This is a genomic window from Bradyrhizobium sp. 179 (genome assembly GCF_023073535.1).
In the GTDB taxonomy this organism is placed as follows: domain Bacteria; phylum Pseudomonadota; class Alphaproteobacteria; order Rhizobiales; family Xanthobacteraceae; genus Bradyrhizobium.
In genome coordinates this window covers 126,506-140,534 of record NZ_JADPJR010000036.1, presented here as the reverse complement: position 1 = coordinate 140,534, position 14,029 = coordinate 126,506, and the positions used below count along the sequence as shown (strand labels likewise).

The window sequence follows — 14,029 nt, the reverse complement described above, 5'->3', positions numbered from 1 at the left end:
CGCGTAGCCCGGATGGCTACCGCCCCGCGTCCATATCGCCGGCCTCGCGCTGGCCGCTGAGCCAGAGCGCGAGCAGGGTCCAGAACGCGCCCGACAGCAGGTACGCACCCGAGGCGATGACGCCGAGATTGGTCGCGAGCAAAAGCGCCACCAGCGGCGCGAAGCCGGCGCCGAACAGCCAGGCCATATCCGACGTCAGTGCGGACGCCGTGTAACGGTACGTCTGCTTGAAGTTCGAGGCGATCGCGCCCGAGGACTGGCCGAAGGACAGGCCGAGCAGGATGAAGCCGATCACCATGTAGATGGTCTCGCCGAACGCACCAGCATCGAGCAGCTGGGGGGCGAAGCCGCTATAGATCGCGATCGCGATTGCCGATCCCATCAGCAGCGATTTGCGGCCGACACGGTCGGCGATGATGCCGGAGATCACGATCGCGGCGACGCCGAACACGGCAGCAACGATTTCGATGATCAGGAAGCGCACCGGGCTTTCGCGGGTGAACAGGAACACCCAGGACAGCGGAAACACCGTCACCATGTGGAACAGGGCGAAGCTCGCCAGCGGCGCGAACGCACCGAGCATGATGTTCTGACCTTCACGCGCGACGGTGTCTGAGATGCGCGCCGGCTGCAATTCGCGAGTCTCGAACAGCGAGGCATATTCCTCGGTCGTCACCATGCGCAGGCGGGCGAACAGCGCCACGACGTTGATGGCGAAGGCGACGAAGAACGGATAGCGCCAGCCCCAGTCGAAGAAATCGTCGGCCGAGAGATTGCCGGCGAAATAGGCGAACAGCGCGCTCGCCACGATCAGCCCGAGCGGGGCCCCTAACTGCGGCACCATCGCGTACCAGCCACGCTTGGAGGGCGGCGCATTCAGCGCCAGCAGCGAGGCGAGACCGTCCCAGGCGCCGCCCCAGGCCAAACCCTGCGCGATACGCGCCAGCGCCAGCAGCCAGATCGCGGCAACGCCGATCTCGTGATAGCCGGGCAGGAACGCGATCGCGACGGTAGCAGTGCCGAGCAGGAAAAGCGCCGAGATCAGCTTGGCCGTCTTGCCGTAGCCGCGGTCGATCGTCATGAAAATGACGGTGCCGATAGGGCGGGCCATGAAGGCCAGCGCGAAGATCATGAAGGAATAGAGCGTGCCCGTCAGTTCGCTCGCGAACGGGAACACCAGGCGGGGAAACACGATCACGGAGGCGATCGCGAACACGAAGAAGTCGAAGAATTCCGAGGTACGGCCAATGATGACGCCGATGGCGATCTCGCCTGGACTGGCCTGGTCGTGGCCGTGCTCGCCCGAGTGGAGGTCTGCCATTGCGGGGGTCTGTGCCGTCGCCATGCGTGCGCCCTTAACGTCCTGAAAACCAAAGCCGACCGCCCGGCGGGGCGCCAGGCAATCTGGACCTCTCTGACCCAACATTCCGCACTGCAACATTGGACAAATTGTCCAATGTCCGGATTGCTGCGCCGCAGCTACCCCTTGGCCTCGCAAAGGAAACTCATTCTTAAAGGCTCGGCCCGTGTCCCGTCTCAAGATCCTGGCGCTGCTACCCCTGGCCGCTGCGCTCAGTGGCTGCAACTACGTCGTGCTGGCGCCCGCCGGCGATATCGCTGCCCAGCAGCGCGACCTCGTCATCATCTCCACCGTCCTGATGCTCCTGATCGTCGTCCCCGTGATGGCGCTGACGGTGCTGTTCGCCTGGCGCTACCGCCAGTCCAACACTGAGGCTCGCTACGAGCCGGATTGGGACCACTCGACCAAGCTCGAGCTGGTGATCTGGTCGGCGCCGCTTCTGATCATCGTGTGTCTGGGCGCGCTGACCTGGATGGGAACGCATTTGCTCGACCCTTATCGCACGCTCGGCCGCATCCATGCCGAGCGCGCCGTGGATCAATCCAAGGCCCCGCTCGAGGTCGACGTCGTCGCGCTCGACTGGAAATGGCTCTTCATCTACCCGGACTACGGCATTGCCACCGTCAATGAGCTCGCAGCTCCGGTCGACCGTCCGATCACCTTTCGCATCACCGCATCCTCGGTGATGAACTCGTTCTACATCCCCGCGCTCGCCGGCCAGATCTACGCGATGCCGGGCATGGAGACGAAGCTGCACGCCGTCGTCAACCACGCCGGCACCTACAAGGGTTTTTCGGCGAATTACAGCGGCGCCGGCTTCTCCGGCATGCACTTCAACTTCCAGGGCCTCGACGACAAGGGCTTTGACGCCTGGATCGCCAGCGCCAAGTCGGCCGGCGGCTCGCTCGGCCGCGCCGAATATCTCCAGCTCGAAAAGCCCAGTCAGAACGAGCCGGTGCGGCGCTGGGGCACCGTCGATGCCGATCTCTACCGCCTGATCCTCAATATGTGCGTCGAGACCGGCAAGATGTGCCAGAGCGAGATGATGGCGATCGACGCCAAGGGCGGAGCCGGCCATCAGGGCCTGAACAACATTCTGCCGCTCGCCTACGACAAATACGCCCGCCGCGGCACGGCGCTTGGGCCGGAGCCGAGCTTCGTTGCCGGCACCTGCACCCCGGATGCGCCGCAAGGCGCCGCGACCACCGCGTCGATCAAGGCGCCGACCGACACCGCGCCGCTGCTGGGCGCCGGCCTGAAGCGGCCGTCGTTCACGCCGCTGAAGTCCTCCTTCTTCCTCGGACAGCGTCCGAAGTCAGATTCTTAAAGAGATCCCGCATGTCTCCTGATCTTCTCAAGCTTATCTTCGGCCGGCTCGGCTTCGAATCGCTGCCGCTGCACGAGCCGATCGTCGTCGGCACCTTCGTGGTGGTCGCGCTCGGCGGCGCCGCGCTGCTCGGCGCTCTCACCTATTTCCGTCTCTGGGGCTATCTGTGGCGCGAGTGGTTCACCACCGTGGACCACAAGCGCATCGGCATCATGTACATGATCCTCGGCATCGTGATGCTGCTGCGCGGCTTCGCCGACGCGCTGATGATGCGCGGCCAGCAGATGCTCGCCTTTGGCGGCTCCGAAGGCTATCTCAACGCCCATCACTACGATCAGGTCTTCACCGCCCACGGCGTGATCATGATCTTCTTCGTGGCGATGCCGCTGGTCACCGGCCTGATGAACTACGTCGTGCCGCTCCAGATCGGCGCGCGCGACGTGTCGTTCCCGTTCCTGAACAATTTCAGCTTCTGGATGACGGTCGGCGGCGCAGTGCTGGTGATGGCCTCGCTGTTCATCGGCGAATTCGCCCGCACCGGCTGGCTGGCTTACCCGCCGCTGTCGAACATCGGCTACAGTCCCGACGTCGGCGTCGACTATTACATCTGGGCGCTTCAGGTCGCCGGCGTCGGCACGACGCTATCCGGCATCAACCTGATCTGTACTATCGTCAAGCTGCGAGCCCCGGGCATGACCATGATGCGGATGCCGGTGTTCACCTGGACCTCGCTCTGCACCAACGTCCTGATCGTCGCCTCCTTTCCCGTCCTCACCGTCGTGCTCGCGCTGCTCTCGCTCGACCGCTATGTCGGCACCAACTTCTTCACGAATGATTTCGGCGGCAGCCCGATGATGTACGTGAACCTGATCTGGATCTGGGGCCACCCCGAGGTCTACATCCTGGTTCTCCCCGCCTTCGGCATCTTCTCGGAAGTCACCTCGACCTTCTCCGGCAAGCGGCTGTTCGGCTACACCTCGATGGTCTACGCCACGGTCGTCATCACCATCCTGTCGTACCTGGTCTGGCTGCACCACTTCTTCACGATGGGCTCGGGCGCCAGCGTCAACTCGTTCTTCGGCATCACCACGATGATCATCTCGATCCCGACGGGGGCGAAGATGTTCAACTGGCTGTTCACGATGTATCGCGGCCGCATCCGCTACGAGCTGCCGATGATGTGGACCATCGCCTTCATGCTGACCTTCGTGATCGGCGGCATGACCGGCGTGCTGCTCGCGGTACCGCCTGCCGACTTCGTCCTGCACAACAGCCTGTTCCTGATCGCGCACTTCCACAATGTGATCATCGGCGGCGTGGTGTTCGGCGCGTTCGCAGGCATCAGCTACTGGTTCCCGAAGGCGTTCGGCTTCAAGCTCGATCCGTTCTGGGGCAAGCTGTCGTTCTGGTTCTGGGTCAGCGGCTTCTATCTTGCCTTCATGCCGCTCTATGTGCTCGGCCTGATGGGCGTGACCCGCCGCCTGCGCGTGTTCGACGATCCCTCGCTCCAGATCTGGTTCATCATCGCCGCGATCGGCGCCGGCCTCGTCTTGCTCGGTATCATCTGCATGCTGGTGCAGTTCGCGGTGAGCTTCCTCAAGCGCGAGCAGCTCAAGGACGTCACCGGCGATCCCTGGGATGCACGCACGCTGGAATGGGCGACCTCTTCACCCCCGCCGGACTACAACTTCGCCTTCACGCCCGTCGTGCACGACAACGATGCGTGGTGGGACATGAAAAAGCGCGGCTACCAGCGTCCGCTCACCGGGTTCAAGCCGATCCACATGCCCAGCAGCACCGGCACCGGCATCATCCTCGCCGGTCTTGCCACCGCGATGGGGTTCGGCCTGATCTGGTACATCTGGTGGCTGGCCGCCGTGAGCTTCATTGCGATGCTCGCCGTCGGTATCGGTCACACTTTCAACTATCACCGCGACTTCGACATTCCGGCTGAAGACGTCATCCGGACCGAGGACGCGCGCACCAAACTGCTCGCCGGAGCCAAGTAAATGACTGTCGCGATCAAGCCCACCCAATCCGGCGAGCCGATCTTCTACCTCGCCGACGAGCACCCGCATCCGGAAGGCTGGAGCACCGCGCTGGGCTTCTGGATCTATCTGATGAGCGACTGCCTCATCTTCGCGATCTTGTTCGCCACCTTCGGCGTGCTCGGCGGCAACTATGCCGCCGGTCCCGCGCCAAAGGACCTGTTCGACCTGAATCTGGTCGCGGTGAACACCTCGATGCTGCTGCTGTCGTCGATCACCTACGGTTTTGCCATGCTGACGATTCAGCAGAACAAGGTCGCGCAGACCCAGATGTGGCTGGCGATCACCGGCCTGTTCGGCCTCGCCTTCATCGGCATCGAACTCACCGAGTTCGCCCACATGATCCACGAGGGCGCCACGCCGCAGCGCAGCGCCTTCCTGTCCGCGTTCTTCACCCTGGTCGGCACCCACGGCCTGCACGTCTCCTGCGGCCTGATCTGGCTCGTGACGCTGATGGTGCAGGTCGGCAAGTTCGGCCTGATCGAAGCCAACCGCCGCCGCCTGATGTGCTTGTCGATGTTCTGGCACTTCCTCGACGTAGTCTGGATCGGCGTCTTCACCTTCGTCTATCTGCTGGGAGTTCTGCGATGAACACCGATACCCACACCGCGCACGCCGACAATCATCACCATGGCGACGGCCACGCCCATGGCACGTTCTCGACCTATATGCTCGGCTTCGTGCTCTCGGTCGTGCTCACCGCGATCCCGTTCTGGCTGGTGATGAGCGGCGCGCTGCCGAGCAAGCAGATCACCGTGCTGCTCATCATGGCCTTCGCAGTCGTGCAGATCGTCGTGCACATGATCTACTTCCTGCACATGAATACGACGTCGGAGAACGGCTGGAGCATGATGGCGCTGATCTTCACCATCGTCATGGTGGTGATCGCGCTTTCCGGTTCGCTGTGGGTGATGAACCACCTCAACAGCAACATGATGCCGATTCATCAGATGAGCGGAATGAAGTGAGCGAGCCTCTGACGTGAGCATGATCTGGACCGCGAAGGACAAGGCAGGCGGGACGCGCGGCAAGGCTGCGCGATCCCCCTCCCTGTGGCTCACGGTCCTCTCGCTCACGGCGATTGCCGTTCTGATCGCTTTGGGCATCTGGCAGATCGAACGCCGCGCCTGGAAGCTGGCGCTGATCGACCGGGTCGAGCAGCGCGTTCATGCCCCGGCCCAGCCGGTTCCCTCGCCTGCTGCGTGGCCCACGATCTCCACCGCGAACGACGAGTACAGGCACGTCACTCTCACCGGCCATTTCCTGCATGACTGCGAGACGCTGGTGCAGGCCGTGACCGAGGAAGGCCCCGGCTATTGGGTGCTGACGCCGCTTCTGCGCAGCGACGGCACGCAGGTCTTGATCAACCGCGGCTTCGTGCCCTCCGAGCGGCGCGACGCCTCGACGCGCCGGGACGGCAATCCCGACGGCGAGGTTGAGATCACCGGTCTGTTGCGCATCACGGAGCCCCAGGGCGGATTCCTCAGGAACAACGTGCCACAGCACAACCGCTGGTACTCGCGGGATGTCGCCGCGATCGCGGCGGCACGCGGCCTCCACGAGGTCGCGCCCTTTTTTGTGGATGCCGACGCCGGATCACAAATTGCCGGCGGTCCGATCGGCGGATTGACCGTCATCCGCTTTCCCAATAACCACCTGATCTACGCGCTGACGTGGTTTGCCCTGGCTTTCATGCTAGCCGGTCGACTTTTCGTCACATTCGGCGGCGGGCTATTCCGCCGCAAACGCTTCGTCCACGAACCGGCCGGCGGCTCCGACGCCGCTGGCCGCAGGACGGGATCAGATGCTGGAACGATCGTCGAGCCGACCTGACGACGCAAAGTCGAGCCCCCGGACGCTTGCCCATGGCGGCGAGCTGGCCGTGACGCTGCAATCGCAGGAGGACGCGCGCGGCGAGTTGATCGGCACTGCTCCCACCGACGACGAGACCAACCGCAAGAACATGGCGCTGCTGATCCAGCTGCGCTGGACCGCGGTGGTCGGCCAGATCGTGACCATCGGCGCCGTGCATTTCGGACTTGGCATCCCCCTGCCCTTGGAACGGATGGGTGCGGTGATCGGCGCGCTGGTGCTGCTCAACGTCTCCAGCCTGGTCTGGGTGCGCCATCGCGCGGCGATCACCAACAACGAGCTTTTGGTCGCGCTGATGCTCGACGTCGCCGCGCTGACCGCGCAGCTCTACCTCTCTGGCGGCGCCACCAATCCCTTCACCTCGCTGTTCCTGCTCCAGGTGACGCTGGGCGCGGTGCTGCTCGATGCCCGCTCGACCTGGTCGCTGGTTGCGCTGACCTGCGCGAGTTTCGTGTGGCTGACGCTCGCCTACAGGCCGCTCGACCTGCCGCCAAATCCCATCAGCGAAACCTACAGCCTCACCGTAGCAGGCATGCTGTTGGGCTTCGTTCTCAACGCCGTTCTGCTGGTGGTGTTCGTCACCCGCATCAACAGGAATTTGCGCGAGCGCGACGCACACCTGGCGGCGCTGCGCCAGCACGCGGCCGAGCAGGATCACATCGTGCGCATGGGCCTGCTCGCCTCCGGCGCGGCCCACGAGCTCGGCACCCCGCTCGCCTCGCTTTCGGTGATCCTCAGCGACTGGCGCCGCATGCCGGATCTCGCCGCCGATCAGGAGCTCGCCGAGGATCTCGCGGAGATGGAGGCCTCGCTGCAACGCTGCAAGTCGATCGTGACGGGCATCCTGGTGTCGGCGGGCGAAGCACGCGGCGAAGGCTCCTCACCGACGATGGTGACGGCTTTTGTCACCGCGCTGGTGGAGGAATGGCGCGACGCGCGCTCGGCGCGGACGCTCTACTTCGTCAACACCTTCGGCGAGGACGTCGCGATCGTCTCCGACGTCGCGCTGAAGCAGGTGATCTTCAACGTGCTCGACAACGCCTATGAGGTCTCGCGCGATTGGGTCGAACTCGTCGCCGAGCGCGAGGGCGACAATCTCGTGCTGTCGATCAGCGACCGCGGCCCGGGCTTTGCGCCGGAGATGCTGGCGCAGCTCGGAAAGCCCTATCAGTCCAGCAAGGGCCGCGCCGGCGGCGGGCTCGGCCTGTTCCTGGTGGTGAACGTGGTGCGCAAATTAGGAGGCAGCGTGACCGCCGAGAACCACAGGAAGCGCGGCGCCACCGTTCGCCTCACGCTGCCGCTCGCAACGCTCGCGATCGGAGGGAATTTTGACGCCTGACCGCTCGCTCATCGTCGTCGAGGACGATGCCGGCTTCGCCCGCACACTGAAACGCTCGTTCGAGCGCCGCGGCTACGAGGTCGTGCTCGCCGCCTCGATCGAAGAGGTACGCCAGGTGCTGGAGGAGCGCTCGTTCGGCCACGCCGTGGTCGACCTCAAGCTCGGCGGCGCCTCCGGGCTTGCCTGCGTCGAGCTCTTGCACACGCATGATCCCGACATGCTGATCGTGGTGCTGACCGGCTTTGCCAGCATTTCGACCGCCGTCGAGGCCATCAAGCTGGGAGCCTGCCACTACCTGGCAAAACCGTCGAACACCGACGACATCGAGGCCGCCTTCAACAAGGCCGAAGGCAACGCCGAGGTCGCGCTCGATGCACGACCGACATCGATCAAGACGCTGGAATGGGAGCGCATCCACCAGACCCTGATCGAGACGGATTTCAACATCTCGGAAGCGGCACGAAGGCTCGGCATGCATCGGCGGACGCTGGCAAGGAAGCTGGAGAAACGGCCGGTCAAATAAGGTGCCGTCCGGACAAGCGTCCCCCAAAGCAAAAAGCCCGGCCGAACGGCCGGGCTTTTGATCTGTTGCGATACGACGAGCTGCTTATGCAGCCTCGTCGGCGACGGTGGTATCGTCGCCATCGGTGTCGTCGGTATCGCCCTCTGCATCCGTATCTGCTTCGCCCTCGGCGGCTTCCGCCTTGGCGTTGCGGCGCGGGCTCTTGGCGAGCTGGGCCTCGATCTCCTTGACTGCCTCGGTCTCGGTCGAGTGCTGCACCACCGCGATCTCGCGGGACAGACGGTCGAGCGCCGCTTCATAGAGCTGGCGTTCGCTGTAGGACTGCTCCGGCTGCGACTCCGAGCGGTAGAGGTCGCGCACGACTTCCGCGATCGCGACGATGTCGCCCGAATTGATCTTCGCTTCGTATTCCTGGGCGCGGCGCGACCACATGGTGCGCTTGACGCGGGCGCGGCCCTTGAGCGTCTCCAGCGCCTTCTTGACCAGCGCCGGATCGGACAGCTTGCGCATGCCGACATTGGCGACCTTGGCGGTCGGAACGCGCAGCGTCATCTTGTCCTTGATGAAGTTGATGACGAACAGCTCGAGCTTGGCACCGGCGATCTCCTGCTCCTCGATGGCCAGGATCTGGCCGACGCCGTGAGCGGGATAAACGACGAATTCGTTGGCCTTGAAGCCCTGACGCTGGGTGACGACCTTCTTTTCCTCGACCTTCGGCGCAGCAGCGGGCTTGGCGGCCGGCTTGGCAGCGGCAGGAGCCTTGGCATGAGCAGCAGCAACGGGAGCCTTCGGCGCGGCGGGCTTGGCAGCGTGAGCCTTCGCAGGGTGAGCCTTGGCAGCAGCAGGCTTGGCAGCGGTCGCTTTCGCGGCCGGTTTGGCAGTCTTGTTAGGCATTGCGCTTCTTTTGTTCTTCGAGGACTTTGCAGCCGGCGCCTTCGTCGCGGTCCGACCCTTGGATGCGCTACGGCTGGCCGCGGCGACTTTTTTGGCCTCCTTATGGGAAACCCTCGCTGAAGTACTCTTTTTACGCGTTTTCTGTGACACAGCCTGCGCGCGGAAACTGCCACGCCCCTGTTCGACATTTGGTTTCACGGGAACCCAGAGGGGCCAACGGGGCTGACGGGGTTCGGCTTAATGTGCCCAATATAGCACATTTCCCGCAAAAATCAATGATTTAGGGGTCTTCAGGGCTGGTTTTCGGGCCTAACGCAGCTATTAGGGTTAAGTTTGGGCCCTAATTAGTCTCCCGAGCCCGGGTTCGGAGAAAAATATTTCTCGAACTTGCCTTCCATGCCGTCGAATTCCTTGGCGTCGGCGGGTGATTCTTTCTTCTGGGTGATGTTGGGCCAGCTCTTGGCGTAGTCGGCGTTGACTTGGAGCCACTTTTCAAGGCCCGGCTCTGTGTCCGGCTTGATGGCGTCGGCGGGGCATTCCGGCTCGCACACGCCGCAATCGATGCACTCGTCGGGGTGAATGACGAGCATGTTGTCGCCCTCGTAGAAACAGTCGACCGGGCAGACCTCGACGCAGTCGGTGTACTTGCACTTGATGCAGTTTTCAGTGACGACGTAAGTCATCCAACGCTCCGAAAAGCTCTTTCAAAAGTCGCGGCTTGCGTAGCGCGGATGGCCGGGCGCCGCAAGGTCGGGAACGGCTGATCATGACACTTGTGTGCGTTTGACCAGCCAAGAAATGAATGCACCGCGCAATTAATTGCGCTCGCCGAGCTCTTCGTAGAGCACGCGGGCCGAGGCGGCATCGCCGCGGCGCTCGTTGAAGGCGATGACCCTCAAGACGCGCACGGTGCGATCGAGCGCGATGGTGAGGACGTCGCCGACCTTGATCGCATGCCCCGGCGATGTCTCGCGTGCGCCGTTGACGCGAACGTGGCCGGTGACCACCAGCTCAGCGGCGGAGGTGCGCGCCTTCACCACCCGGGCGTGCCACAGCCATTTGTCGATGCGCTGCCGCTCGGTCGTAGGATTACTCCTTGCGCCCCGCCAGTTGCTCTTTCAGCGCTGCGAGCTTTGCGAAGGGCGAGTTCGGATCAACAGGACGATCGCGTTCGCGCGGATTCGCGCTGGAGGCATAGGGACGCAGCGACGGACCGGACTCGCGGTCGCGGCGGTCGCGGCCACGGTTGTCGCGGCCCTTGTCGCGATCGCCGAACTTGCCTTTGTTGTCACGGTTGCGATCGCGATCCTTGTTGTCGCGGTCCTTGCCCTCGAAACGGCGATTCCTGTCGTCACGCCCCTCGGGACGCGGCGCACCGTCTCCACCACCTTCGCGGCCCTTGCGAAAATCCTTGGCCGCGTCGCGGCGATGACCACCACCATGGCGATGGCGCTCACCCGGCTTCGCGCCTTCGGCTGCTTCGCCGGGCGCGGCCGTGCTAGCTTCTGCACCCGCCTGCGGACGCGGCTGATGGTGACGCTGATGGCGATGGCGCTCGTGGCGCGGCTTGCGATCCTCGTGACGGCCGCCGGGACGCCAGACCTCGACGAGCTCGGGCTCGGCCGGCGTCGCCGCAGCCTCAGGCGCGGCAGCCTCAGGCGCGACGGCTTCAGGCGCGGCAGCCTCAGGCGCTGCGGTAGCTTCCGTTGCCGCGGTCTCGGCGGCAGCGGCTTCGAGGCCGGCAGCCTCTGCCGGCGCAGCAATCTCTTCCGCCGGTGGCGCGATGCTGGGGGCATCTTCGGGCGTGACGGCGGCCTTAGGCGGAGCTTCCGGCGCAGGCTCTGGCTCGTGCGCGCCCTCGTCGCGCTGCTCCATGCCGGGGGCGTCTTCGACGGCGACGGCTTCAGGAGCGGCTTTGGCGGATGCTTCTGCGGGCAGACCCGCTACGGCCTCCGCTGCGGTCTCGGTCGACGTCTCCGCGCTGCCCTCGACGGGCGGCGTCTCTGCCGCGACCGTCTCGGTCACCACAGGCTTTGGCGGCAACGGCGGACGCTTCTCCATGCGATAGCCGAGCGCGCGCAGCACCGACGCAAAGTCCTCGCCGGCCGATCCGGTGAGCGAGGTCATCGCCTGCGTCACCACAAAACCGCGGCCGTCGAACGCGCCGGCCGGCTTTTCGCCGGGCGAGTTCTCGCGCCAAGCCAGCGCCGGGCGGATCAGATCGGCAAGCCGCTCCAAAATATCGACGCGCACGGCGCGCTCGCCGGCCTGCTTGTAGCCGAGCACGCGATAGGCATCGCGCGGCAGCTGCTTGTCGACCGGGAACGAGGTGCGGCCCGAAGATGCCAAATGCTGAGCGCCAGACAGCGCGGAGAGATCGACATTGTCCTGCTTCAACGCCCAGAGCAGCGCTGCGAGGGCGCGCGCGGCGGGCTTGAGCAGGCCGGGGAAGTAGATGTGATAGGCCCCGAAGCGGACGCCGTACTTGCGCAAGACCGCGCGCGAGGACTGGTCGAGATCCTTCAGCTCGCTGGCGATCTTCGGACGCTCCAGCACGCCGAGCGCCTCGACCAGCTGATAGGCGATGCCGCGGGCGATGCCGGTGACATCCTCGGCCTTTGACAGCTCGAACATCGGCCCGAGCAGCTTTTCGATATGCGTCTTGAGCCAGAGCTCGAGCCGGGCCTGCACCTTCTCGCGCGGGCCGCCGGTCAGGCGCTCGTCGGAGATGATGCGGATGCGCGGATGCAGCGCGTCGTCTGCGGCGGACAGGCGCGCCACGGCATCGCCGGTCCAGCGGATGATGCCTTCCGAGGTCAGCACGAACTGCTCGTCCGGTGCATTGCCCAGCTTTTCGGCGCGCGCGTTGATCTCGCCGGCGAGCACCGCTTGCGCTGCAGCCTGCAAGGCTTTCGCATCGGAGCCGGCTTCCGCAGCGTCCGGTGCAAAGGTGAAGCCGTCGAGGCGGCCGATGACGTGGCCTTCGACGATGACTTCGCCGGTCTTGCCGATTTCAGTATTCAAGCTCGTGTTCTCCCGCAGGCGGCGCATCAATACACTGGTACGGCGATCAACGAAACGCTCAGTCAAGCGTTCATGGAGCGCATCCGATAATTTATTTTCGACCTCGCGCGCGATCCCCTGCCAGCGTTCGGGGTCTTTCAGCCAATCCGGGCGGTTGGCGACGAAGGTCCAGGTGCGAATCTGCGCGATCCGGGCCGACAGCGTGTCGATGTCGCCATCGACGCGGTCGGCCTGATCGACCTGGGCGGCAAACCAGCTATCGGGGATGCATCCCTTTTGCATCAGGAAGCCGTACAGCGTCGTCACCAGCTCGGCATGAGCGGCCGGCGACAGCTTTCGGTAATCGGGGACCTGGCAGGCCTCCCAGAGGCGCTCCACGGCCGCCTTGCCATGCGCGATATCGCGCACATCGACGTCGCGGGCGGCGTGGTCGAGCACGCGCATGTCCTCGGCGATCGGGGCGCGCGTCAGCGCCTCGTGCCCTGGGCCCAGGTTCAGCGACACCTGGAGCGCGCCGAGCGAGGAGAAATCCAGCTTCGAGTTGCGCCATTGCAGCATCTTCACGGCATCGAAGGTGTGGTTCTGGAGCGCGTTGACGAGTTCGGGCTCGAACGGCGCGCAGCGGCCGGTGGTGCCGAAGGTGCCGTTGCGCGTGGCGCGGCCGGCGCGGCCGGCGATCTGCGCAAATTCCGAGGGTGTCAGGCGGCGGAACTGGTAGCCGTCGAACTTGCGATCGGAGGCAAAGGCAACGTGGTCAACGTCGAGATTGAGGCCCATGCCGACGGCGTCGGTGGCGACGAGATAGTCGACATCGCCGTTCTGGAACATCGCCACCTGCGCGTTGCGGGTGCGAGGGCTGAGCGAGCCCAGCACCACGGCGGCGCCGCCATGCTGGCGGCGGATCAGCTCGGCAATGGCGTAGACCTCGTCGGCGGAGAAGGCGACGATGGCGGTGCGGCGCGGCTGGCGCGTGATCTTGCGGTCGCCGGCGAATTCGAGCTGCGACAGGCGCGGCCGCGTGATCATGGACACGCCCGGCAAGAGGCGCTCGATGATCGGGCGCATGGTCGCAGCGCCCAAGAGCAGCGTCTCGTCGCGGCCGCGGCGGTTGAGGATGCGGTCGGTGAAGACGTGGCCGCGTTCGAGGTCCGAGGCGATCTGGACCTCGTCGATGGCGAGGAAGGAGACGTCGAGATCGCGCGGCATCGCCTCGACGGTCGAGACCCAATAGCGCGGCTTCTTCGGCTTGATCTTCTCCTCGCCGGTCACGAGCGCGACGCTCTCTGGCCCCGCGCGATCGGCGATCTTGTTGTAGACCTCGCGCGCAAGCAGGCGCAGCGGCAGGCCGATCATGCCGGAGGGATGCGCGAGCATCCGCTCGATGGCGAGATGGGTCTTGCCGGTGTTGGTCGGCCCGAGCACCGCAGTGACGCCGGCACCGGGGGCACGCTCGGAAGCGAAGGGGGAGGAAGAAAAAGCCATTCTGGAGATAGGTAGTGCCGATTTGGGCGAATGTCAGTGCTGTTTGAGACGATGAGGCGATCAGGTGTCAGCGATGTCTCCGAACGCCACCACGCGCTCCGCTGTCATGCCCCGGCTTGACCGGGGCATCCAGTCCGCCGCGGCTCATCGGCTCAACCAC

Annotated in this window: 12 protein-coding genes; 7 read left to right on the top strand and 5 right to left on the bottom strand. The window is 64.8% G+C overall.

Going from position 1 to position 14,029, the window contains the following annotated elements; genetic code table 11:
• Positions 1–16: 16 nt before the first annotated feature.
• Positions 17–1,345: an MFS transporter gene (locus IVB12_RS09275; protein WP_247297918.1), complete on the bottom strand. Its 1,329-nt coding sequence runs from the start codon at positions 1,343–1,345 to the stop codon at positions 17–19.
• A gap of 181 nt (positions 1,346–1,526) precedes the next feature.
• On the opposite strand from IVB12_RS09275, the gene cyoA reads away from it, so the two are divergent.
• Genes cyoA through IVB12_RS09240 form a run of 7 tightly spaced genes read left to right on the top strand, consistent with a single transcriptional unit; the run spans position 1,527 to position 8,469 of the window.
• The gene (gene cyoA, locus IVB12_RS09270) at positions 1,527–2,687 is read left to right on the top strand and encodes a ubiquinol oxidase subunit II (protein ID WP_247297915.1); all 1,161 of its coding nucleotides are present in this window, start codon (positions 1,527–1,529) and stop codon (positions 2,685–2,687) included.
• Positions 2,688–2,698: 11 nt separating this feature from the next.
• On the top strand, positions 2,699–4,696 hold the full coding sequence (gene cyoB / locus IVB12_RS09265; RefSeq protein ID WP_247297912.1) for a cytochrome o ubiquinol oxidase subunit I: 1,998 nt from the start codon (positions 2,699–2,701) through the stop codon (positions 4,694–4,696).
• A complete protein-coding gene (gene cyoC / locus IVB12_RS09260) occupies positions 4,697–5,326 on the top strand; it encodes a cytochrome o ubiquinol oxidase subunit III (RefSeq protein WP_247297909.1) in 630 nt (209 codons plus the stop codon). It abuts the gene before it with no gap.
• The gene (gene cyoD, locus IVB12_RS09255; protein ID WP_247297907.1) at positions 5,323–5,703 is read left to right on the top strand and encodes a cytochrome o ubiquinol oxidase subunit IV; all 381 of its coding nucleotides are present in this window, start codon (positions 5,323–5,325) and stop codon (positions 5,701–5,703) included. Before cyoC ends, cyoD begins: the two co-directional genes overlap by 4 nt.
• 19 nt (positions 5,704–5,722) lie before the next feature.
• Positions 5,723–6,568: an SURF1 family protein gene (locus tag IVB12_RS09250; protein ID WP_247298018.1), complete on the top strand. Its 846-nt coding sequence runs from the start codon at positions 5,723–5,725 to the stop codon at positions 6,566–6,568.
• Positions 6,540–7,946, top strand: coding sequence for an ATP-binding protein (locus IVB12_RS09245; protein WP_247297904.1), 1,407 nt, complete (start codon positions 6,540–6,542; stop codon positions 7,944–7,946). Before IVB12_RS09250 ends, IVB12_RS09245 begins: the two co-directional genes overlap by 29 nt.
• Positions 7,936–8,469, top strand: coding sequence for a response regulator transcription factor (locus tag IVB12_RS09240; protein WP_247276317.1), 534 nt, complete (start codon positions 7,936–7,938; stop codon positions 8,467–8,469). The genes IVB12_RS09245 and IVB12_RS09240 overlap by 11 nt, the downstream gene beginning before the upstream one ends.
• An 84-nt stretch (positions 8,470–8,553) precedes the next feature.
• Here IVB12_RS09240 and IVB12_RS09235 read toward each other — a convergent pair whose 3' ends face one another.
• From IVB12_RS09235 to IVB12_RS09220, 4 genes are all read right to left on the bottom strand, one after another.
• The gene (locus IVB12_RS09235; protein WP_247297901.1) at positions 8,554–9,363 is read right to left on the bottom strand and encodes a CarD family transcriptional regulator; all 810 of its coding nucleotides are present in this window, start codon (positions 9,361–9,363) and stop codon (positions 8,554–8,556) included.
• Positions 9,364–9,707: 344 nt separating this feature from the next.
• A complete protein-coding gene (gene fdxA / locus IVB12_RS09230) occupies positions 9,708–10,046 on the bottom strand; it encodes a ferredoxin FdxA (protein ID WP_018643465.1) in 339 nt (112 codons plus the stop codon).
• Between the two features lie 132 nt (positions 10,047–10,178).
• Positions 10,179–10,430 (bottom strand): S4 domain-containing protein, encoded by a 252-nt coding sequence (locus IVB12_RS09225; protein ID WP_346657725.1) that lies wholly within the window; start codon positions 10,428–10,430, stop codon positions 10,179–10,181.
• 22 nt (positions 10,431–10,452) lie between these two features.
• Positions 10,453–13,869 (bottom strand): helicase-related protein, encoded by a 3,417-nt coding sequence (locus IVB12_RS09220; RefSeq protein ID WP_247297896.1) that lies wholly within the window; start codon positions 13,867–13,869, stop codon positions 10,453–10,455.
• Positions 13,870–14,029 lie beyond the last annotated feature (160 nt).